23 protein-coding genes are annotated in these 25,077 nt (G+C 38.8%); 22 read left to right on the top strand and 1 reads right to left on the bottom strand.

The features are described from left to right. The first annotated feature begins 45 nt into the window (after positions 1–45). The 15 genes from tsf to J9537_RS09475 all read left to right on the top strand — a co-directional run bounded on the left by tsf (position 46) and on the right by J9537_RS09475 (position 18,285). Entirely contained in the window at positions 46–930 is an 885-nt protein-coding gene (tsf, locus tag J9537_RS09545; RefSeq protein WP_010746060.1) for a translation elongation factor Ts, read from the top strand. A gap of 128 nt (positions 931–1,058) precedes the next feature. Next, positions 1,059–1,781: a UMP kinase gene (gene pyrH / locus J9537_RS09540; protein WP_010746061.1), complete on the top strand. Its 723-nt coding sequence runs from the start codon at positions 1,059–1,061 to the stop codon at positions 1,779–1,781. Between the two features lies 1 nt (position 1,782). Continuing rightward, positions 1,783–2,340, top strand: a complete 558-nt coding sequence (gene frr, locus J9537_RS09535; protein WP_010746062.1) for a ribosome recycling factor — start codon at positions 1,783–1,785, stop codon at positions 2,338–2,340. Between the two features lie 190 nt (positions 2,341–2,530). Continuing rightward, positions 2,531–3,331 (top strand): undecaprenyl pyrophosphate synthase, encoded by an 801-nt coding sequence (locus tag J9537_RS09530; protein ID WP_218255950.1) that lies wholly within the window; start codon positions 2,531–2,533, stop codon positions 3,329–3,331. Next, positions 3,328–4,122, top strand: a complete 795-nt coding sequence (locus J9537_RS09525) for a phosphatidate cytidylyltransferase (RefSeq protein WP_218255948.1) — start codon at positions 3,328–3,330, stop codon at positions 4,120–4,122. Before J9537_RS09530 ends, J9537_RS09525 begins: the two co-directional genes overlap by 4 nt. A gap of 175 nt (positions 4,123–4,297) precedes the next feature. Then, positions 4,298–5,566 (top strand): RIP metalloprotease RseP, encoded by a 1,269-nt coding sequence (gene rseP, locus J9537_RS09520; RefSeq protein WP_218255947.1) that lies wholly within the window; start codon positions 4,298–4,300, stop codon positions 5,564–5,566. Between the two features lie 117 nt (positions 5,567–5,683). Beyond that, on the top strand, positions 5,684–10,009 hold the full coding sequence (locus J9537_RS09515; RefSeq protein ID WP_425333180.1) for a PolC-type DNA polymerase III: 4,326 nt from the start codon (positions 5,684–5,686) through the stop codon (positions 10,007–10,009). Positions 10,010–10,175: 166 nt separating this feature from the next. Then, complete coding sequence (gene rimP / locus J9537_RS09510) at positions 10,176–10,649, top strand: ribosome maturation factor RimP (RefSeq protein WP_010746067.1); 474 nt, start codon at positions 10,176–10,178, stop codon at positions 10,647–10,649. Between the two features lie 114 nt (positions 10,650–10,763). After that, complete coding sequence (gene nusA / locus J9537_RS09505) at positions 10,764–11,981, top strand: transcription termination factor NusA (RefSeq protein WP_010746068.1); 1,218 nt, start codon at positions 10,764–10,766, stop codon at positions 11,979–11,981. Positions 11,982–12,000: 19 nt separating this feature from the next. Next, entirely contained in the window at positions 12,001–12,297 is a 297-nt protein-coding gene (gene rnpM / locus J9537_RS09500; RefSeq protein WP_010746069.1) for an RNase P modulator RnpM, read from the top strand. Beyond that, complete coding sequence (locus J9537_RS09495; protein ID WP_218255943.1) at positions 12,290–12,592, top strand: L7Ae/L30e/S12e/Gadd45 family ribosomal protein; 303 nt, start codon at positions 12,290–12,292, stop codon at positions 12,590–12,592. The genes rnpM and J9537_RS09495 overlap by 8 nt, the downstream gene beginning before the upstream one ends. A gap of 12 nt (positions 12,593–12,604) precedes the next feature. Continuing rightward, complete coding sequence (gene infB / locus J9537_RS09490) at positions 12,605–15,352, top strand: translation initiation factor IF-2 (protein ID WP_218255941.1); 2,748 nt, start codon at positions 12,605–12,607, stop codon at positions 15,350–15,352. Positions 15,353–15,437: 85 nt separating this feature from the next. Then, positions 15,438–15,785: a 30S ribosome-binding factor RbfA gene (gene rbfA / locus J9537_RS09485; protein ID WP_010746073.1), complete on the top strand. Its 348-nt coding sequence runs from the start codon at positions 15,438–15,440 to the stop codon at positions 15,783–15,785. Positions 15,786–15,908: 123 nt separating this feature from the next. Next, positions 15,909–16,199, top strand: coding sequence for a hypothetical protein (locus tag J9537_RS09480; RefSeq protein ID WP_218255939.1), 291 nt, complete (start codon positions 15,909–15,911; stop codon positions 16,197–16,199). A 4-nt stretch (positions 16,200–16,203) separates the two neighbouring features. Beyond that, complete coding sequence (locus J9537_RS09475) at positions 16,204–18,285, top strand: cation:proton antiporter (protein WP_218255937.1); 2,082 nt, start codon at positions 16,204–16,206, stop codon at positions 18,283–18,285. A 79-nt stretch (positions 18,286–18,364) separates the two neighbouring features. Here J9537_RS09475 and J9537_RS09470 read toward each other — a convergent pair. After that, positions 18,365–19,785, bottom strand: a protein-coding gene (locus J9537_RS09470; RefSeq protein ID WP_425333172.1) for an IS3 family transposase whose coding sequence is annotated in 2 segments (ribosomal slippage) — positions 18,365–19,308 and positions 19,308–19,785 — 1,422 coding nt in all. Because the reading frame shifts where the segments join, the coding sequence is not laid out codon by codon here. 188 nt (positions 19,786–19,973) lie between these two features. Between J9537_RS09470 and truB the strand changes: the two genes are divergently transcribed. The 7 genes from truB to J9537_RS09435 all read left to right on the top strand — a co-directional run bounded on the left by truB (position 19,974) and on the right by J9537_RS09435 (position 25,046). Beyond that, a complete protein-coding gene (gene truB, locus J9537_RS09465) occupies positions 19,974–20,897 on the top strand; it encodes a tRNA pseudouridine(55) synthase TruB (RefSeq protein WP_010746076.1) in 924 nt (307 codons plus the stop codon). 3 nt (positions 20,898–20,900) lie between these two features. Next, positions 20,901–21,848 carry a riboflavin biosynthesis protein RibF gene (gene ribF / locus J9537_RS09460; protein WP_218255934.1) on the top strand — a complete coding sequence of 316 codons (948 nt, stop codon included), beginning with the start codon at positions 20,901–20,903 and terminating at the stop codon, positions 21,846–21,848. 94 nt (positions 21,849–21,942) lie between these two features. Then, positions 21,943–22,341, top strand: coding sequence for a GNAT family N-acetyltransferase (locus tag J9537_RS09455; RefSeq protein WP_218255932.1), 399 nt, complete (start codon positions 21,943–21,945; stop codon positions 22,339–22,341). Between the two features lie 68 nt (positions 22,342–22,409). Beyond that, on the top strand, positions 22,410–23,132 hold the full coding sequence (locus J9537_RS09450) for an ABC transporter ATP-binding protein (protein ID WP_218255931.1): 723 nt from the start codon (positions 22,410–22,412) through the stop codon (positions 23,130–23,132). Next, the gene (locus J9537_RS09445) at positions 23,125–23,865 is read left to right on the top strand and encodes an ABC transporter permease (protein ID WP_218255929.1); all 741 of its coding nucleotides are present in this window, start codon (positions 23,125–23,127) and stop codon (positions 23,863–23,865) included. The genes J9537_RS09450 and J9537_RS09445 overlap by 8 nt, the downstream gene beginning before the upstream one ends. 20 nt (positions 23,866–23,885) lie before the next feature. Then, a complete protein-coding gene (locus J9537_RS09440) occupies positions 23,886–24,713 on the top strand; it encodes a MerR family transcriptional regulator (RefSeq protein ID WP_218255927.1) in 828 nt (275 codons plus the stop codon). 144 nt (positions 24,714–24,857) lie between these two features. Further along, positions 24,858–25,046 (top strand): DUF6440 family protein, encoded by a 189-nt coding sequence (locus tag J9537_RS09435; protein ID WP_010746082.1) that lies wholly within the window; start codon positions 24,858–24,860, stop codon positions 25,044–25,046. Positions 25,047–25,077: the final 31 nt, after the last annotated feature.

Genomic DNA, 25,077 nt, shown 5'->3' with positions numbered 1-25,077 from the left:
TTCCTTTGAAGCAGCTTTTTTAGAAAAACTAAGGAGGCCCTTAAAATGGCAGACGTAACAGCTAAAATGGTAAAAGAACTACGCGACATGACTGGCGTAGGGATGATGGATGCGAAACGTGCATTAGTAGAAGTAGAAGGCGACATTGAAAAAGCTGTTGATCTTTTACGCGAAAAAGGTATGGCTAAAGCAGCTAAGAAAAATGATCGTATTGCCGCTGAAGGTTTAGCTTCAGTTGCAATCCATGGAAATACTGCTGCAATTGTAGAAGTAAACTCAGAAACAGACTTCGTTTCTAAAAATGAAATGTTCCAAGACTTGGTGAAAGAAATTGCGGCCTTAGTTGCTGAACATAAACCAGCTGATATGGAAGCTGCGATGAAATTAACGAACGCTAAAGGTGAAACTTTAGAAGCGGCATTAATTGAAGCTACACAAGTTATTGGTGAAAGAATCAACTTCCGTCGTTTTGAAGTTGTTGAAAAAGAAGACAATGCAGCATTTGGCGGATACCTTCACATGGGCGGACGTATTGCTGTTTTAGCTCTGTTGAACGGTACTACTGACGAATCAGTTGCTAAAGATGTTGCAATGCACGTTGCGGCAATCAACCCTCGTTATGTTAACGAAAGCCAAATTCCTGAATCAGAATTAGAGCATGAAAAAGCAGTTCTAACTGAACAAGCATTAAACGAAGGCAAACCAGCTAACATTGTTGAAAAAATGGTGATTGGTCGTTTAAATAAATTTAAAGCTGAAATCGCTTTGGTGGATCAACCATTCGTTAAAGATCCTGATATGACTGTTGAGAAGTATGTATCTTCTAAAGGCGCTACAGTTGCAAGCTTCGTTCGTTTCGAAGTAGGCGAAGGTATCGAAAAACGTGAAGATAACTTTGTTGAAGAAGTTATGAGCCAAATTAAAAAATAATTCTGTTTTTTAACAGTCGGGAACGCACGTGAGATGTGCGCTCCCTTTTTTTAAGCAAATTCAAATTTGGCTCGCTTCAAAGACAGAGTATGCTAAAATATCAATAGAGTGACAGTGGAGGTATTGAGATGAATGAACCAAAGTATAAACGTGTAGTATTGAAACTCAGTGGAGAAGCCCTAGCTGGCGACGAAAAATTCGGTATTAATCCACCTGTGATCTCAGAGATCGTGGAAGAAATTAAAGAAGTTCATGATTTAGGAATCGAAATGGCAATAATTGTTGGCGGTGGAAATATTTGGCGTGGACAAATCGGTGCTCAAATGGGCATGGAACGCGCACAAGCAGATTATATGGGGATGTTGGCAACGGTGATGAATGCGTTAGCCTTACAAGATGCATTAGAAAATATTGATGTACCGACGCGCGTTCAAACATCAATAGAAATGCGTCAAATCGCTGAACCATACATTCGTCGCAAAGCAGAACGTCACCTCGAAAAAGGACGAATCGTTATTTTTGCAGGTGGAACGGGAAATCCTTACTTCTCAACGGATACAACGGCGGCTTTAAGAGCAGCGGAAGTAAATGCAGACGTGATTTTGATGGCTAAAAACAACGTCGATGGTGTTTATTCGGCAGATCCAAAACTTGATGAAAATGCTGTGAAGTATGAAGAATTGACTCATTTAGATGTAATCGCTAAGGGATTGCAAGTCATGGATTCAACTGCAAGCTCATTAAGTATGGACAATGATATTCCACTTGTTGTCTTTAATTTAAATGAACCAGGAAATATTAAACGTGTCGTACTCGGTGAAAACATCGGAACAACTGTAAGGGGGAAATAAAATGGCAGATGCAGTAATGAACGAAGCAAAAGACAAAATGAAAAAGGCACAGGAAGCTCTACAACGCCAATTAGGGCAAATTCGTGCTGGTCGTGCAAATGCGAGTTTACTTGATCGCATTGTGGTAGATTACTATGGAGTACCTACACCCGTTAACCAAATGGCTTCAATCACTATTCCTGAAGCACGTGTGTTAATGGTTACACCGTTTGATAAAAATATGATTAATGATGTAGAAAAAGCAATTTTAGCAAGCGATATTGGATTAAACCCAGCAAATGACGGAAACGTTATTCGATTGGTCATTCCTCAATTAACTGAAGAACGTCGTAAAGAATTGGCTAAAGAAGTAAAGAAAGAATCAGAAGGCGCAAAAATTGCTGTACGTAACATTCGTCGCGATGCGATGGACGATTACAAGAAACAACAAAAAAATGGCGATTTGACAGAAGATGATCTACGTAACATGGAAAAGGACATCCAAACGTTAACCGATGAAAATATCAAGGCCATTGATTCAATTGTTTCTGAGAAAGAAAAAGAATTATTAGAGGTTTAAGTTAATCAAAGCCTGGAGAAATTTCTCTAGGTTTTTTTGTTGTGTTTATCCTTCAATTCAACTGAAAAATCATTGAAAAAGCCTAAAGGTATTCATTTTTCATAGGAATAAGCTCATTTTATTGTTATAATGGCAGATGACTTTCTAGAAGTATTTTTAATTTGTTATCTTAAATAAAGGAGGGAAAAACATGGTATTGCGATTTTTTCCACAAAAAGAAAAATATACACCAGAGGATGCGCAATTCGTCTTCGATCCTGAAGGTTCTGTACCTAAGCATGTTGCGATTATTATGGATGGAAATGGACGCTGGGCGCAAAATCGTCGTTTACCAAGAATCGCCGGACACAAAGAAGGCATGGAGACAGTCAAAAAAATCACGAAACATGCAAATCGTTTAGGAATAAAAGTATTAACGCTATATGCGTTCTCAACTGAAAACTGGAAGCGTCCAGAGGATGAAGTCAAATTTTTAATGCAGCTGCCAGTTGATTTTTTTGATACTTTTGTACCAGAGTTGATTGAAGAAAATGTGCAAGTTCATGTTATGGGATACGAAGAGTATTTGCCTGCACATACGCAAGATGCGGTAAAACGTGCAATCGAGCAAACATCAAAAAACGATGGACTTGTTTTGAATTTCGCATTAAATTATGGGAGCCGGGCTGAGATTATTACTGCCATCAAACAAATGGCTCAAGAGGTTAAAGAGGATGAGCTTTCAATCGAAGAGATCAATGATGACATTGTCGGTGATCACTTGATGACAGGATTTCTACCAAAAGAACTGAGAGATCCTGAGCTAGTTGTTCGGACTAGCGGCGAAGAACGAATTAGCAATTTTTTACTTTGGCAGTTAGCCTATAGTGAGCTTTATTTTACAAAAGCCTTATGGCCAGATTTTGATGGTGATCATTTAGAAGCAGCTATTGCTTCTTTCCAACAGAGAAATCGGAGATTCGGCGGTTTGAATAAGGAGGATAAAAAATGAGACAGCGAGTTATTACCGCTGTTGTTGCTTTAGCGATTTTTATTCCGATTCTTTATGTCGGTGGAATTGCAGTGGAGCTAGCGGCAGCAGTATTAGCAGGAATTGGTGTATATGAGTTGTTCCGTATGAAGGGACTTGCGATTTTAAGTTTTGAAGGCGTCTTATCCATTCTAGGTGCGGTATTTTTAGTCTTACCAGCAGAACGTTGGATGCCTTTTTTAAGCGGAAATAATAGTAATTTTCTATTATTCTATTTGACAGTTATGATCATTTTAGGATTCTCGGTTGTATCCAAGAACACCTACACTATTGATGAAGCAGGTTTTCCTGTTGTTGCTAGTTTATATGTTGGTGTTGGATTCCAAAATTTAGTAACAGCACGAGCAGATGGACTGGCGATCTTACTTTTTGCCTTCTTTATTGTATGGGCCACAGATATTGGTGCTTATATGGTAGGGCGACAAGTCGGAAAACATAAATTATGGCCAGACATCTCACCAAACAAGACGATTGAAGGAGCGCTGGGCGGTATCGCCAGTGCGATAGTAGTTGCAGTTGTCTTTATTTTGGTTCAACCTAATGTGTTTCAACATAATTTAGTGACGATGGTTATTTTCATAATCATCTTCTCAGTTGTCGGTCAATTTGGGGATTTGGTAGAATCAGCAATTAAGCGCCATTATGGTGTGAAGGATTCAGGAAAAATTTTACCAGGACATGGTGGTATTCTTGATCGCTTCGATAGTATGTTGTTTGTTTTTCCAATGATGCATTTATTAGGCGTTTTTTAAAAGAGCATAATAGCTCTTTTTTTTTCGGAGATAAGAGAGAGAAACACTCCAAAGGAAAGATTGAATTTATATAGGAGACTTTTTTAAATTTTCTATGAAATGATCGGTAAAGGAATATATTCTTTCGAGACTATGATAAACTGTTTCTAAGAAACTAATTGAAGGTAGGAAAATTATGCGTACTATTATTACGTTTTTAATTGTATTTGGGGTTCTTGTAATCGTTCATGAGTTTGGACATTTTTTCTTTGCAAAACGTGCAGGGATTTTGGTTCGTGAATTTTCGATTGGCATGGGACCTAAACTAATTGCTCATATGGGAAAAGATGGAACTACTTATACTTTGCGATTATTGCCGATTGGCGGGTATGTACGAATGGCAGGATTAGAAGATGAAGAAACAGAACTGAGCCCAGGAATGCCATTATCTGTGGAATTAACTTCTAAAAATGAGGTTCATCGAATCAATACCAGTAAGAAAATTCAGTTACCAAATAGTATTCCAATGGAGTTGATTTCGGCCGACTTAGTGGATGAGCTTGTTATCAAAGGATACGTGAATGGTGATGAAAGTCAAGAGACGACTTATAAGGTTCAGCATAATGCGACTGTGATTGAAGAGAGTGGAACAGAAGTCCGAATTGCCCCGCGGGATGTTCAGTTTCAATCTGCCAAGTTGGGTTCAAGAATCTTGACAAATTTTGCTGGTCCGATGAATAATTTTATATTAACGGTTCTATTGTTTATTGCTTTAGCATTTCTGCAAGGTGGAGTAGCAAATTACGATACTAATCAAATTGGGACTGTGCAAGCTGGTAGTCCAGCAGCGGCTGCTGGTCTTAAAGATCATGATACAATTCTTTCAGTAGATGGAAAAAAGATTTCCACTTGGGATGATCTAACCAATACAGTTACTAAGAAACCCGGAAAAGAATTAACTATCATAGCAGAACATGATGGCAAAGAAAAAACAATGCAAATGATACCAAAGAGTGTGAAGAGTAATGGTGAAAAAGTAGGACAAATTGGTGTAACACCTTACATGAAGACAGGCTTTGGGGATAAAGTGATTGGTGGTTTAACTCAATCATGGGATATGGTTAAAAGAATTTTCGGTGCCTTAGGGTCACTATTTACTGGGTTTAGTTTAGACAAGCTGGGTGGACCGGTGATGATGTATCAAATGTCAGCCGAAGCATCGCGTGCAGGAGTTAAAACAGTCATCTACTTAATGGCGTTATTATCCGTTAATTTGGGTATTGTTAATTTGCTTCCTATTCCGGCTTTTGATGGTGGTAAAATATTGCTGAATTTTATTGAGGGTGTTCGTGGAAAACCACTTGATCCAGACAAAGAAGGTATGATTACCATGATTGGATTTGGATTTATCATGCTTTTGATGATATTGGTTACATGGAATGATATTCAGCGTTTCTTCTTTTAAAATGAAAGGATCGAAATTTTTTCGATCCTTTTTCTAATGCAATCATAAAAAAAAACAGGTATACTGGAACATACTTGAAAAAGTGAAGGAGATGTCATTTTGTCTAAAAATCGTGAAATGTTCGAAAATTTACTACGACAAATTGAATTGGCCGAGAAAGAGCAGCAACACCCAATGATTCAAGAATCTGAGATCAAGGAAGTTGTTGTTCATGAGAAATCGCGAGTTTGGGAATTTTTTATTCAAACACCGAAAATATTACCGGCAAAATTATTTTATGCATTTCATCAAAAGCTACAACTTGCCTTTCAATCTATTGCAAAGGTGAAATTACATATCATCCCAGAAGAGAATCAATTTGAAGAAGAGCTTCTTCAAAATTATTGGCAATTGGCATTGAGTGAACAAGAATGTGATACACCTTTGGTCAAACAAGTCTTAAGTAAGCCGTTACCAATAATCCAAGGTAAACGTATTGTCTTATTGATTGACAACGAGACGGTTATTCCATTTCTGAAGCAACAGTATCTTCCTCTTATTGAAGAAAACCTGGTTTCATACGGTTTTCCACACTTGAGGATTGATCCAGAAGTGGACAAAGCGCAAGCAGATAAAAAATTGCAGGAATTCGAAGTTCGCAAGCAAGCGCAAGCCCAAGCAATGCAAGAACAAGCTGCAGCAAGTTTAGCGCAGTATGAATCGAAGAAAAAAGAGCAAAAAGAAAATGCTGCTCATTTTGACGGACCTATTCAAATGGGACGAAATATTCCAGCAGATGAATCCATTACACCTATGGGAAATATAATTGAAGAAGAACGCAGAATTACTATTGAGGGCTTTATTTTCGATAAAGAAGTTCGGGAGTTGCGATCAAAACGGAAAATTTTGATTTTGAAAATGACCGATTATACATCTTCCTTCGTCGTGAAGAAATTCTCCAATGGAGAAAAGGATGAGGCCATTTTTGAAGCGATAGCAAATAATAGTTGGATTCGTGTCCGAGGGAGCGTCCAAGAGGATACCTTCATGCGTGATCTTGTTATGAATGCGCAAGATATTCAAGAAGTCAAACATCCAGAACGTCAAGATACAGCAACAGAGAAGCGTTCAGAACTACACTTGCATACTAATATGAGCACGATGGATGCAATAAACAGTGCTAGCGAACTAGTCGCACAAGCAGGGAAATGGGGCCATAAAGCGATTGCTATTACAGATCATGGTGGCGCGCAGTCGTTTCCTGATGCCCATGCGGCCGGTAAAAAAGCTGGTGTAAAAATTCTTTATGGGGTTGAAGCAAATGTCGTTTCTGATGGTGTTCCGATTGCCTACAACGATGCTCACGAATCGTTAACGGATGCTACTTATGTTGTTTTTGACGTGGAAACAACAGGGCTATCAGCTGTCTATGATACGATTATTGAGTTGGCAGCAGTTAAGATGCATAAAGGAAATGTGATTGATACTTTTGAGGAATTCATTGATCCAGGACATCCACTGTCAGAAACAACAATTAATTTAACTGGAATTACCGATGAAATGGTTCGCGGCTCAAAACCAGAAAAAGAAGTCATGGAATTATTCGAAACATTCTGTGAAGGGTCGATTTTGGTGGCCCATAACGCAACGTTCGATATTGGATTCATTAATACAACGTATGTTCGTCACGGAATGCCAGAAACACCAAATCCAGTGATTGATACTTTGGAACTGGCTCGTTTCTTGTATCCAGAATTTAAGCGGTTTGGTTTAGGTGTCTTAACGAAAAAATTTGGTGTTAATTTAGAGCAACATCACCGGGCGGTTTATGATGCAGAAGCGACAGGACACTTAGCATGGATTTTTGTTAAGGAAGCAATCGAAAAGCATGAAATGAATTATCATGATCAGTTGAACGATCATGTCGGTGAAGGAGACTCATATAAAAGAGCACGCCCATTTCACGCTACGATTTTAGCAAAAAACCAGGCAGGTCTGAAAGATTTATTTAAACTAATCTCGATGTCAAATGTAGAGTATTTCGAACGAGTTCCTCGAATCCCTCGTTCCCAGTTGAATAAGCTACGGGAAAATCTTTTAATAGGTTCTGCTTGTTCTCAAGGAGAAATCTTTGAAGCGATGATGCAAAAGGGTGTTGAGGAAGCGAAAAATCGCGCAGCCTTTTATGATTATATTGAAGTAATGCCAAAAGCTGTCTATGCGCCACTAATTGAACAGGAACTAGTGAAGAATGAGTCTGATTTAGAGGACATTTTGCGAAACTTAATTAAAATCGGAAAAGATTTGAATAAAACGGTGGTTGCTACTGGGGATGTTCATTATTTGAATAAAGAAGATGCAATTTATCGTAAGATTCTGATTAGTTCAATGGGTGGTGCAAACCCATTGAACCGTCATAGTTTGCCAGATGTACATTTTCGGACAACAGATGAAATGCTACAGGCTTTTAGCTTCTTAGGACCTGAGTTGGCTAAAGAGATTGTTGTTGATGGTCCGAATACAATCGTGGATAGCTGCGAAGAGATTATTCCAGTGAAAGACGATTTATACACGCCGAAAATTCCAGGTTCTGAAGAAGAAATCAAAAAATTAAGTTACGATCGTGCACGAGAATTGTATGGTGACCCTTTACCAGATATTATCGAAAAACGTTTAGAAAAAGAATTGACTTCCATTATCGGAAATGGTTTTTCAGTGATCTACCTAATTTCTCAAAAACTAGTGCATAAAAGTAATGCTGATGGCTATTTAGTTGGTTCACGTGGTTCTGTAGGATCAAGTTTTGTTGCTACTATGACCGGGATCACTGAGGTTAATCCATTGCCACCACATTATTATTGTCCTGAGTGTCAGTACTCAGAATTCTTTGAAGATGGCTCTTATGGTTCTGGTTTTGATTTGCCAGAAAAAGCTTGTCCAAAATGTGGTACACGTTTGAATAAAGATGGTCATGATATTCCGTTTGAGACCTTCTTGGGTTTCCATGGAGACAAGGTACCAGATATTGATTTGAACTTTTCTGGTGATTATCAAGCAGAAGCACATAATTATACTAAGGTGTTATTTGGTGAGGATTATGTTTATCGAGCAGGGACGATTGGTACGGTCGCTGATAAAACAGCGTATGGATTTGTTAAAGGATATGAGCGAGACCACAATTTGCATTTTCGTAATGCAGAAGTGGATCGATTAGCTAAAGGTGCGACGGGAGTTAAGCGGACCACCGGACAGCATCCTGGAGGTATCATTGTTATCCCTGATTATATGGATGTTTATGATTTTACTCCGATTCAATATCCAGCTGATGATCAAAACTCTGAGTGGAAAACGACACACTTCGATTTCCATTCAATCCATGATAATGTGTTAAAGCTCGATATTCTTGGTCATGATGACCCAACAGTGATTCGGATGTTGCAAGAATTATCGGGAGTCGATCCCAAAACGATTCCAACAGATGATCCAGAGGTAATGAAAATCTTTGCAGGTCCTCAAGTATTAGGCGTAGAGCCAGATCAGATATATTCTAAAACAGGGACGTTAGGAATCCCTGAATTTGGTACACGTTTTGTTCGAGGGATGTTAGAAGAAACTGGTCCAACGACATTTGCTGAATTACTTCAAATTTCCGGTTTATCCCATGGTACTGATGTATGGTTAGGAAATGCGGAAGAGTTGATTAGTCGCGGAGAAGCCAATTTGGCTGAAGTAATTGGTTGTCGAGATGATATCATGGTTTACTTAATCCACGCTGGATTGGATAGTGGAATGGCCTTCAAAATTATGGAGACAGTTCGTAAAGGGCAATGGAACAAAATTGACGATGACTTACGTGAAACCTATTTAACCGCGATGAAAGAAAACAATGTTCCCGATTGGTATATTGATTCTTGTTCTAAAATTAAGTATATGTTCCCTAAAGCCCATGCGGCAGCTTATGTGTTGATGGCGTTGCGAGTAGCTTACTTTAAGGTTTATTTTCCTATCCTGTATTACTGTGCGTATTTTTCGGTGCGTGCCGATGATTTTGATTTAGTAGCAATGGCTAAAGGAAAAGATGCTGTGAAAGCAGCTATGAAGGCTATTACAGATAAGGGAATGGACGCTTCAACAAAAGAGAAAAATCAGTTAACGGTATTAGAGTTGTGTAATGAAATGCTAGAGCGTGACTTCCATTTTGGAATGATTGATTTATATAAATCAGATGCTCAGAATTTTGTCATTGACGGAGATACGCTAATCGCTCCTTTCCGTGCAGTTCCTGGACTTGGTTTGAACGTAGCGAAACAAATTGTTGAAGCACGAAAAGACGGAATCTTTTTGTCGAAGGAAGATTTAGCTTCTCGAGGAAAGGTATCTAAGACATTGATTGAATATATGGATACTCACGGTGTCCTAAAAGACTTACCAGATGAAAACCAACTTTCACTTTTTGATATGTAAAGAAAAAGATAAATTCAACCTAAAAATGAAAGGAACTCCTATTATGAAAATGATAAGGTTGAATTTTCAATAGATTTGTGCTACTATGACAATGTAATCATAGATTGATGGTGAGTGAGCGGATTTTTCGCTCACTCTTTTTAATGGATTAAAGGAGGCTGACAGTTTGAGCAGTGTAGTCGAAACAGTGACTGACTTAGTAACACCGATCTTAGACGAGCAAAATTTTGAACTTGTCGAAGTGGAATTCGTCAAAGAAGGGAAAAGTTGGTTTTTAAGAGTGTTTATTGATAAAGAAGGCGGCATTGATATTGAAGAGTGTGCCTTTGTCAGTGAAAAACTCAGTGATAAATTGGATTCGATCGACCCAGATCCGATTCCGCAAGCATATTTTCTAGAAGTGTCTTCTCCAGGGGCTGAACGTCCATTGAAAAAAGAGGCGGATTATCAAAAAGCGATGGGTCAATATATTAATGTTTCGTTGTACCAAAATATCGATGGCGAAAAACAATATCAAGGCTTTTTGAAAGAGCTAACTGAAGATGAGTTGACGCTAACGGTAAAAATCAAAACACGCACCAAGGACATGGTCTTTGATCGTAAAAATATTGCGAAAGCTCGTTATGCAATCGAATTTTAAGTAAATGATGTCAAACCTATTTTTCTATTAGTAGATTGAAGCATGTGACAAAAGTACAACTTCTTTTTACTTTGAAGGATAGATTCGTTAATATGAACTAGGAGGAAAGTTAGAATGAGTAAAGAAATGCTGAATGCGTTGGATACTCTAGAAGCAGAAAAAGGTGTTTCGAAGGAAATCGTGATCGAGGCATTGGAGGCGGCATTAGTTTCTGCCTACAAACGTCATTATGGCCAGTCACAAAATGTTGAAGTCGAATTCAATGAAAAAAAAGGCGACATCCATGTATATGCCGTGAAAGAAGTAACGGAAGAAGTTATGGACTCACAATTAGAAGTATCTTTAAAGGATGCAATGGAAATCAATCCAGCCTATGAAATCGGTGATACGATTCGATTTGAGGTAACACCAAAAGATTTTGGTCGAATTGCTGCACAAACAGCGAAACAGGTTATTTTGCAACGTGTTCGTGAAGCAGAACGTAGTATCATCTACAATGAATATAGTGCTTATGAAAAAGACATTATGCAAGGCGTGGTTGAGCGTCAGGACAATCGTTACATCTATGTCAACTTAGGTAAGATCGAAGCAGTTCTTTCAAAACAAGATCAAATGCCTAATGAGCATTACAAACCACACGACCGTATTAAAGTATATGTCTCTCGAGTAGAAAACACTTCAAAAGGACCTCAAGTTTTCGTAAGCCGAAGCCATCCAGATTTATTACGTCGTTTGTTTGAACAGGAAATTCCTGAAGTCTACGATGGTATTGTTGAAATCGTCAGCATTGCTCGCGAAGCTGGTGATCGTGCGAAAGTGGCTGTTCGTTCAACCGACCCGAACATTGATCCAGTAGGAACCTGTGTGGGGCCAAAAGGACAACGAGTACAAGCAATTGTAAATGAGTTAAAAGGTGAAAATATGGATATCGTTGAGTGGGATGAAGATCCAGCGGTGTTTATCGCAAACTCTTTAAATCCAGCCCAAGTGGAAGATGTTATCTTTGATATTGATAATCCAAAAGTTTGCACGGTTGTTGTACCTGATTATCAGCTGTCATTAGCTATCGGTAAACGGGGGCAAAATGCGCGTCTTGCCGCTAAACTAACTGCTCATAAGATTGATATCAAATCTGAATCGGACATGGAAGAGTTTTATGAAACCTATGACGAATCGGAAGTAGAAGACATTGTTTCTGAGGTTGAAGAAATCACTTCTGAAGCAGATGCGGTTGAAACGGAAGTAGAAGACATCGAAACAGAAGCAGAAGTAACAATTGACAATATGATTGAAGATGAAGAAAACATTGCTTCAGATCAAACGGATCAATAACTCAATAGGAGGACAGCAAATGAAAAAAAGAAAAGTTCCTTTGCGTAAATCGGTAGTTTCCGGTGAAATGTTTCCTAAAAAAGAATTGATTCGCATTGCTAAGTCAAAAGAAGGCGAGGTTTCAATTGATCCTTCTGGTAAAAAGCCAGGGCGTGGAGCCTATGTGGCTCTTGAGCCGGCAGAAGTTGAAGCAGCGTGGGAAAAGCGTATTTTAGATCGTACGTTGGATGTGGAACTAAGCGATGAATTTTATCAAGAACTATTAGATTATGTGAAACACCAAAAAGCCAGAAAAGAGCTCTTCGGCAATGAATAAACAAAAGGCCTTGAACATGTTAGGCCTTGCTATGCGTGCAGGCAAACTGATCACAGGAGAAGAATTGACAATCAACGAAATTCGTAAGCATAAAGTGAGTCTCGTGATTGTTACTACTGATGCGAGTAAAAACACTCAAAAGAAACTATCAGATAAAAGTAAGTATTATCAAACGGCATGTTTTGTCGAATTTACTCAAGGAGAGATTTTAGGCGCGATTGGCAAACCGAGAAAAGTAATAGGGGTTTTAGACCAAGGATTCGCCAACAAAATTATGACGTTAATAACAGGTTAGGAAGGTGATTGCATGGGAAAAAAGAGAGTATACGAATTTGCCAAAGAAGTGAATCAATCAAGTAAGGATGTTGTGGAAAAAGCACAAACCCTAGGGATTGACGTTAATAATCATATGGGTTCATTGTCCGGAGATGATGAATCAAAATTGAAACAAGCTTTTTCTAGCAAAACGAAACAAACTACTCAAGCAAAACCATCAGCTAACCAGCACGAAAAACCAAAATTCCATGGAAAGAGCTCGAAGAATAACCCAAATTTCCAGAATAGAAAAGGAAATAAAGACTTGACACAAAACAATAGACAGAACAACTCAGCGAACGCAAATCGTTCAAACCAAGGACAACGTCCAAATCAAGGACAACGTCCAAATCAAGGAAGCACGAATAATACACAACGCCAAAACCAAGGCCAACGTCCAGCACAAGGCGGTGCGATTAACGCACAACGCCAAAATCAAGGACAGCGTCCAGCACAAGGTGGCTCGAATAACGCACAACGCCAAAATCAGAGCCAACGTCCAGCACAAGGTGGCTCGAATAACGCACAACGCCAAAATCAGGGCCAACGTCCAGCACAAGGTGGTGCGAATAACGCACAACGCCAAAACCAAGGCCAACGTCCAGCACAAGGTAGCTCGAATAACACACAACGCCAAAACCAAGGCCAGCGTCCAGCACAAGGTGGTGCGAATAATGCACAACGCCAAAATCAGGGCCAACGTCCAGCACAAGGTGGCTCGAATAACGCACAACGCCAAAACCAGGGCCAACGTCCAGCACAAGGTGGTGCAGGCAATGCGCAACGCTCGAACCAAGGCGGTTCATCTGCACAAGGCGGCAATCAAAATCGTAATAAAAATAATTACGGTAATCAAAACCGCAACAATAACTTTGGTGGCAATCAAAATCGTAACAAAAACAAATTCAACAAAAAAGGGAAAAAGGGCAAGCATCAACAAAGCCAAAAACCTGCTGTACCACCACGTAAATTCCGTGAGTTGCCAGAAATCTTAGAATATACAGAGGGTATGAATGTTGCAGATATCGCTAAGAAGATTCATCGCGAGCCTGCTGAAATCATCAAGAAGTTGTTCATGATGGGGGTAATGGTCAACCAAAACCAACCATTAGATAAAGATACAATTGAACTGTTGGCAACTGATTACGGAATCGAACCACAGGAAAAAGTGACAATTGATATCGCTGATATCGACCGTTTCTTCGATGTGGAAGAAGCTAATGAAGAAAACCTTGTTTCTCGTCCGCCAGTAGTTACGATCATGGGACACGTTGACCATGGTAAAACAACATTGTTAGACACTTTGCGTCACTCACGTGTAACAAGTGGTGAAGCAGGAGGAATCACTCAGCATATTGGTGCTTATCAAATTGATATTGATGGCAAGCCAATCACTTTCTTAGACACACCAGGACATGCTGCCTTCACAAGCATGCGTGCCCGTGGAGCAAGTATCACGGATATTACGATTTTAGTAGTGGCTGCTGATGATGGTGTAATGCCTCAAACAATTGAAGCAATCAACCATGCGAAGGCAGCGAAAGTACCAATTATCGTAGCCGTGAACAAGATTGATAAACCTGGTGCTAACCCGCAGCATGTAATGCAAGAATTGAGCGAATATGAACTGATTCCAGAGGCTTGGGGCGGCGATACGATTTTTGTTGAAATCTCAGCGAAATTCAACCAAAATATCGATGAATTATTAGAAATGATTCTACTGGTTGCAGAAGTGGAAGACTTGAAAGCAGATCCAACGCAACACGGAATCGGAACAGTCATTGAAGCTCGTTTAGATAAAGGAAAAGGACCAGTTGCAACCTTATTGGTTCAGCAAGGTACAATGAGAGTCGGAGATCCAATCGTTGTCGGAAATACCTATGGCCGTGTTCGTGTAATGACAAATGATATCGGACGCCGAGAAAAAGCGGCCGGACCAGCAACACCAGTAGAAATTACTGGATTGAATGATGTTCCTCAAGCAGGAGATCGTTTTGCAATCTTCGATGATGAAAAAACAGCTCGCGCTGCCGGGGAAGAACGTGCTAAACGCGCGTTGCTTGAGCATCGCAGTGCTAGTGCCCGTGTGACATTAGATAACTTATTTGAATCTCTTAAAGAAGGAGAATTGAAAGAAGTTAATGTCATTATCAAGGCAGATGTACAAGGTTCAGCTGAAGCATTAGCAGCATCATTGAAAAAAATTGATGTTGAAGGCGTACGTGTGAAAATCGTCCATTCCGCAGTTGGAGCAATCAATGAAAGTGATGTTACTTTAGCAGCGGCAAGTAACGCGATTATCATTGGATTTAACGTTCGTCCTACACCGCAAGCAAAACAACAAGCATCAACAGAAGAAGTCGATATTCGTTTACACCGTATTATCTATAAAGCAATCGAAGAAATCGAAACGGCGATGAAAGGTTTGCTTGATCCAGAATACGAGGAAAAAATTACTGGTCAAATGACTGTTCGTGAAACCTATAAAGTTTCTAAAGTTGGTACTATCGCTGGATGTTACGTTAACGAAGGTTCTATCCAACGTGACAGCGGTGTGCGTATCATTCGTGATGGAATCGTTATTCTTGAAGGCAAACTTGCTAGCTTGAAACGTTTCAAAGACGATGTGAAGGAAGTTAAGATGGGTTACGAATGTGGCGCCATGATCGAAAACTTCAATGATATTAAAGTTGACGACGTTATTGAAGGCTTTATTATGGAAGAAATCAAGCCTAAATAATAATTATTCGTTCCGCTATGTACTCTTAGTGCATGGCGGAATGATTAAAAATTAATCTACTAGTATGAACAAGGAGGCAGTCGATATGCCAAATTATCGCGATCGTCGTCTCGCTCAAGAGATTTTAAAAGAAGTCAATGACATCTTACGAAAAAAAGTTCGTGATCCGCGTGTGCAAGAAGTAAATATCACGGATGTTCACGTTACTGGCGACCTGCAGCAAGCGACGATTTATTATAGCTTATTATCTGATAAAGCGTCAGATAAAGAAAAGGCACAAGAAGGATTGAATAAGGCAAGTGGGTTAGTTCGTCGAGAATTAGGTCATGCATTATCAATTTACAAAACACCGGAGCTGTTTTTTGAGTTGGATGAATCAGTTGAATATGGTTCTAAGATTGATCAGATGATTCGCGACTTAAATAAAGAATAAATTCGTTAGAACCTGAAAAATTTTTCGGGTTCTTTTTTGCATTATTGGTCAAATCCTGTTAAAGTGTATGCAGTTTGTAATGAATCCTTTTGCTGGATATTTTTCAAGGAGGCAACGTCTAAAATGACTACGGAATTTGAAGAACGGATGAAGGCTCTCCATAAAGAATTTGAAAATTTGAGCCCTGAAGAACGCAAAGCCGTTAAACAAAAAATAAAAAAAATCAATGTCTTAACTTCTCGTAAATTAGAACGAATGAAGCACGATTTGCTACGTATGGAAACAAAACGTGCTCAACTTTCATTGGATGGTGAGTCAAAAGAACTATCTGAATTGGAAGATCGAATTATTAGTAAGAAAAGAGAATTTTTAAAATTATTATTTAAGGCGAAAGAAAATTGTTCCAAGAGGTGAGTGAATGGGCCTAATTGAGATTATTATCATTTTAGCCATTGCCATTACCTTATCGAATGTTTTAGCAAAAGTTTTTCCGTCGTTTCCAATCTTCATGATCCAAATCATCACCGGCATCATTCTTGGATTTACCGAAGTAGGTAGTTCTATCCATTTTGAACCGGAAGTTTTTCTTGTAATGATCATTGCTCCTTTGCTTTTTCGTGAAGGAGAGACAGCAGATATTCCATCGATTTTAAAACATTTTGGATTGATCTTGTTATTAGCCTTTGGCGGAGTGATTTTTACGCTATTTGGTTTGGGCTTCGTTCTGCATAGTATTTTGCCAGCGATACCGATTGCTGCCTGTTTAGCCTTTGGCGCCTCTTTAGGTCCCACAGATGCTGTGGCAGTTAGCTCTCTGGCGAAACGTTTAAACATCCCAGAATCAGTAATGCATGTTTTAGAAGGGGAAGGGTTAATTAATGATGCCACAGGTGTTACGGCCTTCCAGTTTGCAGTAGCCGCTTTATTAACAGGTCAATTTTCTGCGACTGATGCTTCTATCTCTTTACTTGAATCAAGTATCGTGGGAGTACTAGTTGGTCTATTGATTATTTGGATAAAGAATGAAATTATAAAAATTATTGAACGAATTTCCGCTCAAGATATATCAGCTTATTTGCTAATTGAGCTGATTTTACCGTTTGCGGCTTATTTTATTGCTGAACTATTCCATGCTTCTGGAATTATTGCTGCGGTTGTTACAGGTGTTTTACAAGCGACTGGTTTTCGTCGTGTGACACTTTTTGAAGCACAGCTTTCGAATGTAACCGAGAGTTCATGGAGTACAATCAGTTTTATGTTGAATGCGCTAGTTTTTATCTTTTTAGGCATTGAGCTTTCACAAGTCTTTTCACCCGTTTGGAATAGTCGTAATTATTCAAACATTCATCTCCTAGGCATCGTTTTATTACTTACAGCTCTTTTATTTGTTTTACGGTTTCTGTTCGTTAGTGGCTTTTATATTGTGACACAAGGATGGAAAAAGAGTCATGAACAGTTAAGAGATCGCTTATTGTTGACCTTCGGGGGCGTTAAGGGAACAGTTAGTATAGCGACGATTTTTATTTTACCGACAACAATTAACGGACTAGAGTTTCCAGAGCGCTCGCTATTACTGTTTATTACTGCATGTGTGACATTCTTGACGCTGATTATTGGTATGATCTTGTTACCAATTCTATCTGAAGGGGAAGTGGTTCCGCCGACTGACCCTAAATTAATGTTGATTCTTAGAGAGGTTATTAGTGAACTGTATGAGGATCTAGACAATAAAAAATTGAGTGAAAAGGAACGTTTTGCGTTGCTAGCAGTTATCGCAAATTATCAAGGCCGCATCCAAATGGTTTTTAACAATTCAATGCCAGAGAGTGCACAACAAGAATTTCAAGAAATTCAAGCATTAATTATTTCGGTTGAACGAGATGGTCTCGATGAAAGTTTCAGGAGACATCAGATTGATTCCGGTGCTTATCGCTTATATTCACGATTTATTTCAAATGTATCTGAATCTGTTACGAAGCAAATGTTGTCCTTGCTTAGTTTTTGGTTAATCTTTGTTCGTCGAATTATTCGTGTCATCATGCATCCGAAAATGTTCTGGCAACGTCGACAAAAACGGAAAGAAACGGTTGATAACGAAGATATTTCTAATCTTAGAAAAATCTTTATTCGAAATAGTGAAGCTATACTTGACAGCTTGGAAAACTTGCGTGATGTGTATGATGAAGATTTAATTGATTTTTTCGTTGATGAACGAAAAAATTTAATGCATCAAGTTAGCGGTCATGGATTATTTGGAACGTATTTAATTCAACAAGATCCAATCTATGCTAAAGAACTAATTCGCGGTTTTTATTTAGAAAGAAAAATTATTGATAAGTATGAAGGTAGCGAAGAAATATCTAACTTTGCAGCCAATAATTATCGTCATCAAGTGAATCAATTAGAATCTTATGCAATGCGTCAACCGTCTGATCCAAGTATCTCATTTGTGATTAATCGTCAACGTCACAAGAAAAAAGTAAAGGAAGAAAAATATTAAAAACTGAAGTGACCCCAAAAAGTTAGACTTATTTCGGAGTAGAGAAATCTACTCCATTTTTTGTTTGTTAACATGACAATTATGCCGCTTTCTGTGCAGCTTTTCGAAATTGAACAGGGCTTCTCCAATTCAATTTCTGTTTCATCCGGTGATTGTTGTAGTAATAGATATAGTCATCGATCGCCGTTTTTAGTTCATCAAAACTGTGATAGGTTTCCCCATGAAAGATTTCTTGTTTTAGAAGACTGAAGAAGTTCTCCATGATTGAATTATCTAAACAATTTCCTTTGCGAGACATACTTTGAAAGATTTTCTGTTTCTTTAGTTTTTGCCGATAGGACTTCATTTGATAAGCCCACCCTTGATCCGAATGGAAGGTGCGACGATAGGGGCAATCAGCCGTGATCGCGATGGCTTCTTCTAAACCTTCCATAATTGCCAAGGCATTCGGCTTTTCTGAAATGCGGTACGAAAGAATCTCGCTATTATACATGTCCATGAACGGGTCTAGGTATAACTTTCTTTGTCGGATCACGCCTTTGGTATCTATTTCAAAATACTTGAATTCTGTTGTATCTGTCGTAATTTTTTGATGACAAATACTCGTATAAAAATGACGACGAATCCGGTTTTTCGCCACTTTTCCAATCTTTCCTCGATAAGAATTATAGCGACGTGATTTACGTGTGTAGGAACGGACTTCGATCCCTAGCTTTCGAATCAAACGTTGAACTTTCTTTTTATTGACATGAAATCCGCGATTTTTTAGTTCATTCGTCATTCGTAAACAGCCATAATTTTTATGTTCTTTACGAATACGAAGCATTTCGGCTTCGATTCCTTGATCGGGATTGTCTCTGTCAAATCGTTTTTGCCAGTACATAAACGTCGCTTTAGGAAAGTTTAACGTCTCAAGAAGCTCAACTAATTTGAATGATCCTCGGAGGCTGTTGATGATTCGTGCGATTGATTCGTTCGTCTTTGTTGGGCTTCCTGTTTTCGCAGCTTCCTCAGCTCTTTTAAAAAGGCATTCTCAATCTGAAGGGAACGCACTTGTTTTTCTAATTCTTTAATACGGTCTCGTTCTTCCGGTGTTGACTCAATTGAACGCTTCTTTTTCTGTTCTTTTTTCTCAGCCAAGGTAGATGGACGTCCTTTCGTTTTTGTGAGTCCATCGATACCATCATCCCGAAATTTTCTCATCCAACTGGCAATGAGAGACGGATTATTCATTTTAAGTACATTGGCAATTTCACGATAAGACAGCTCACTAGTTTGATATAACTCTATCGCATCCAACTTAAATTGAACAGAATAATTCGCATTTTTACGTTTTCTGAGAAGACCTTCTTCGCCAAATTCCCGGTAGGAATTCACCCAATCTAGTATTTGTTTCCTATCCTTAACCGAATGTATCTTTGCTAAATAGCTATAACCACCTTTCCCATCTAAGTATTCTTGAACTACTTTCAATTTGAATTCAAAACTATATTTAGCCATAAAAATACCGACCTCCAAGAGTTAGATTTTGGTCTAACTTTTGGGGGTCGGCTCAAACCGTCATAATAAATGGCGGTTTTTATTTGTTAGAAAAGAGGACAACTAGTCTCCAGCTTTAACTTGCCATTTCTCAGATTAGCTATGCTATAATGGGAGCGTTGATTATAAAATGAAATGAGGAAACAGCGATGGACGGTATTTTGCCGTTATGGAAAGAACGCGGCATGACAAGTCATGACTGTGTCTTTAAATTGAGAAAAATTTTAAAAACAAAAAAAGTTGGCCACGGAGGAACATTAGATCCTGATGTCGATGGGGTCTTACCCATCTGTATAGGAAAGGGAACTAAGGTGATCGAATATCTGCAAGATAGTGGGAAAATTTATGAAGGTGAAATTACACTAGGGTTTTCAACGACAACTGAGGATCGTAGTGGCGATATTGTAGAAACTAAAGCAGTGGACGGCGTGTTATCGACAGAAGAAATTGATCGAATGATGAAGTCATTTATTGGGACAATCAAACAAATCCCACCTATGTACTCAGCGGTAAAAGTAAATGGCAAACGTTTATATGAATATGCGCGAGCTGGCGAAACGGTGGAACGCCCAGAACGACAAGCTGTCATAGAAAGTTTTCAACGAACAACAGAGCCCGTCTACAATGAAGAGAACAAGACACAAAGCTGGCGATTTCAAGTCACTTGCGGGAAAGGGACCTATGTTCGAACATTAGCGGTGGACCTTGGAGAGAAACTAGGCTACCCTGCACATATGTCTGATTTAACGCGTTTAGCAAGCGGCGGTTTTTCAGTTGGACAAGCAGTTACTTTGGCACAAGTTAGCGAATTAATGGAAAATGAGCAGATTGATCAAGCACTGCAGCCGATTGAAGAGGCTATGAAAGACTTTCCTCGTATTGATTTAACAGAGGAGGATTGGCAAAGGGTAAAAAATGGTCAAGTGCTACCTATGAAAGCTTTTAGAATCAAAAAGATGCCAGAAAAATTAATCGCTTTCTACTATCAAAATCTGCTAGTCAGTCTCTATGGTCAGCATCCAGAAAAAAATTGGCTTTTGAAGCCAAGTAAAGTGATTCGAAACGAGGTATAGCAAATGGAAATTGTTAAGCTACGTCATCCTTATAAGCCAGAAGAAATTCCTATGGGTGATTGTGTTTTAGTTTTAGGCTTTTTCGATGGTGTTCATCGCGGGCACCAAGAAGTGATCAAGACTGGAAAAAAGATCGCACAGGAAAAAAAATTGAAATTAGCAGTAATGACTTTTAACCAACATCCTGCAGTGGTATTTCAGCAAGTACAAAGTAAACCTATCAAGTATCTTTCTACATTGAGACAAAAAGAGGAGCGAATGGCGGAACTGGGCGTTGATCTACTTTATGAAGTAGCATTCACCTCTTCATTTGCGGCTTTAAAACCACAAGATTTTGTCGATCAATACATCGTTGGACTTCATGCAAAGGTGGCAGTTTCCGGTTTTGATTATAATTTTGGAAAAGATCAAACCGCTGATGCAAAGCATCTGCCTACTTATTCTAATGATCGTTTTGAAGTAATCATTGTTGCTAAGAAAACAGAAGAACATGAAACTGAAAAAATCAGTTCATCGCGCATTCGCCGCTTGCTTTCTGAAGGACGTTTAGACGAGGCCAATCATTTGTTAGGATATATTTATGAGACGAGTGGGACGGTCATTCATGGGGAAGCACGAGGGAGGACTTTAGGCTATCCGACGGCGAATATTCAAGTGCCTGATGACATGAAATTACCTAGAGAAGGTGTTTATGTAAATCAGATCAAAATCGGTGATGACTGGTATCCAGCGATGGGGTCAATTGGTCATAACGACACCTTTGGCTCTAATCGGATGTTGACAGTAGAAATCAATATTTTGGATTTCAATCAAGAGATTTATGGAGAAAAAGTCAAAGTCCGTTGGTATCATATGCTGCGTGGGCAAGTAGCCTTTGAGTCTGCTCAAGGCCTAATTAAGCAATTAGAAGAAGATGAGCAGGCTACGAGAGATTACTTTAACCAGTTATAGACACTCAGAAATGAGTGTCTTTTTTTTCGAGAAAAAAGCATTAAAGCAGAATGGTCAAATTTTTGCTATCATAAAAATAAAAAGGATGAATGGGATGGAAAAAAACTGGCAGATTCGGACGTATAAAAAGACTGATGAAAAAGAATTATTCACAATGATGGAAAAAGAATCCGATTGGCATGACTATTGTTTTGGTGGTGGAAAAACAAAATATGCGACGGCATTAGAAACATCTTTGACGTATCTGCTTTTGGAGGAGAATAAAATTTGTGGGTATGCTCGTTGCCGAGAGGATGATGGCTTTGGCGTATATGTTTATGATTTATTGGTTAACGCAGATTCTCGAGGAAAAAACTATGGTCGATACTTGATGGAGCAGGCTTGTAAAGATTTCCCTGATCAGATGGTTTATGTTATGAGTGATGTCGATCCATACTATGAAAAGCAAGGGTATCAAAAAGAAGGAACGATATTTATTGTGAAACAAAAATAAATTTACTTTGGTGATTGACTCTCCCTTAACAGGAGACAGTATTCTGTTTGTGAAAGGGGAGGAGCACAATGAATGTAGCTATCGAGGCAGAACAACTAACTAAGGGAATCGGTGGGAGGAATATCATTAATCAACTGAGCTTTACCATCAGAAAAGGTGAGGTTTTCGGTTTGTTAGGACCAAATGGGGCAGGAAAAACAACGACCATTGAAACACTTTTAGGAATTAAACGTCCAGATCAAGGTTCAGCTAAGATTTTAGGATTCGATCCGCGCAAGCAGCGCCGTGAAGTTTTTGAGCGAGTAGGTGTTCAATTGCAATCGTCTAGTTATCAAAACAACATTCGTGTAGGCGAGTTATGTCGAGAACTTTCTAGTTTGTATAAGCAGCCTCGTTCTTACCGTGAATTACTAAGTTTGTTTAAACTGGAAAGATTTGAGTCACAATTTGTTGAGAAGCTTTCTGGTGGGGAAAGACAAAAACTTTCTATTGTACTTGCATTGATTCCTAATCCAGAAATTATTTTTTTGGATGAATTGACGACAGGACTGGATACAGAGGCACGTAGAAGTGTTTGGCAAACATTATTGAAGCTCAAGGAGACGAACTTAACTATTTTCTTGACGACTCATTATATGGAAGAAGCAGAGATTCTTTGTGATCGACTACTTTTGATTAAACGTGGAAGTATCGTAGCGGAGGGATCAATCTCAGAATTGCTGGAGGAGAGTTCCCAGAATAGTTTGGAAGAGGCTTATCTGTGGTATGTAGGGGAGGATGAGTATGAATAAAGTTCTTAGTTTAGCAAAAGTGGAAGGTAAATTAGCGCTTCGGTCAATTGACGGTGTTCTTTTTGGCATCGGTATGCCATTAGGTGTCTTATTGTTGACGACGATGATTGCAGGAAACAAACAAGCCGGCACTACTTCTTATACTTTTTTAGATAGCAGTTTCAGTTCCCTTTTAGTAGTGGGAATATGTGCTACTGCTTTCATGGGAATTCCACTGACAATATGTGATTATCGAGATAAGAAAATACTGAAACATTTTTTTGTGACTCCCGCTTCACCGATTCATTTGATAGCGACTCAAGTGCTGATTGCAATGATCACAGCAATTATTTCCGCAGGATTAGTTGCATTCGTCGCTGTTTTCTTTCTTGATTACCGCATGCAGGGAAGCTGGGGATTATTGATTGCAAGTTATTTTTTGGTTATGATTTCGATGTATAGTTTAGGACTATTGATCGCTAGCTTGTGTAAAAATATTAAAATTGCAAATTTGATTTGCAGTTTGGTTTATTTCCCAATGCTGTTTTTATCGGGTGCAGTTATTCCGTTTGAGTTATTTCCAAATGGGATGCAAAGGATTGCGAATATTCTACCATTAACACAGGGAGTGCAATTGTTGAAAAGTGTAAGTCTTAATCAGTCTGTAGGAAATCCTCAATTTGTGTTGGTACTCTTGATAGGAATCACTATCTTAGGATTTGGTTTAGCGGCAAAATTCTTTCGTTGGGAATAATAAAAAAAGAGGAGAATTTCATGGACTACGAATGTGAAAAGATTGAAGAAAAACTATATCGAATTGGTATGTTTTCAAAAATGAACCAAGTGACGATCAAAACATTACGTTACTATGATGAAGTGGGGCTGCTTCGCCCCCGCTTCATTGATCCAGATAATGGGTACCGTTATTATAGCTCTAGCCAGTTAGAACCACTGCACCGACTTTTAGCTCTTCGTAGAATCGGCTATAGCATTGAAGAAATTAAGCAGGTTCAAGATGGAGTAAGTGAGCAGCGAATCTTACGTCGAAAAAAACAGCAATTAATGAAAGAGATATCTGAACGCATGTCGATGCTCTCGCAGATTGAAGGGTATTTACAACAGGAAGAAGAAAGTTATCATATGATAGTCAAACGATTACCAGAAGTCATTGTGGCATCGATGAAAAAGGTAATTCCAAATTTTGAATCATTGAGTTCTATCATGCCAGAGATGGGTGCTATGATGGAGAAAGTCGGTTGTGTCTGTGCGATGCCCGAATACTGTTTCAATATTTATTATGACAATGAATATAAAGATGAAAATATTGGTGTCGAGGTTTGTGAAGCAGTAACAGAACAGAAAGAGGATTTCGGTGACTTGAAATTCAAGGTAATTCCTGAAGTTCCAATGGCAGTTTGTACAATGCATAAGGGACCATATACATCGATTCCGAAAGCATTTGCTGCGGCGATTAAGTTTACTGAAGAAAACGGATATGAAATTATCGATTCTATTCGGGAAAACTATATTGATGGAATGTGGAATAAGGATAACGAAGACGATTGGTTAACAGAAATTCAAATACCAGTTAAGAAAATATGAGAAGCAAAAAGAAGTCTTGTTCAAAAGATTTCTTTTTGTTTTTTTGAAGAATCATGACGATTAATAATTGTTTGCCCTTTATCGATATGCTACGCTAGGTGTAGTTTTAATGAAAACGCTATAAAAAAGAAAGAAGGAATGAAAATGGCGAAAGAACGTTTTGTAAGAGTATATGCTCAAGGAAAGTTAGATGCGCTCATGATCTTTATTGACCGTGAAACAGGAGTGAATTATTTGTTCAACAAGGTCGGTTATGCAGGAGGCTTGACCCCTTTGTTGGACAAGGATGGAAAACCAGTCATTACTCCTATTGATGAAATAGATAAGAAATAGAGGACATTGGGGAACAAGCCTATAACAAAAA

It is taken from the genome of Enterococcus raffinosus (genome assembly GCF_019175485.1).
Taxonomy (GTDB): domain Bacteria; phylum Bacillota; class Bacilli; order Lactobacillales; family Enterococcaceae; genus Enterococcus_A; species Enterococcus_A raffinosus.
Note: the sequence above shows the minus strand (reverse complement) of the source record. Positions and strands in the feature narration are given on the sequence as shown.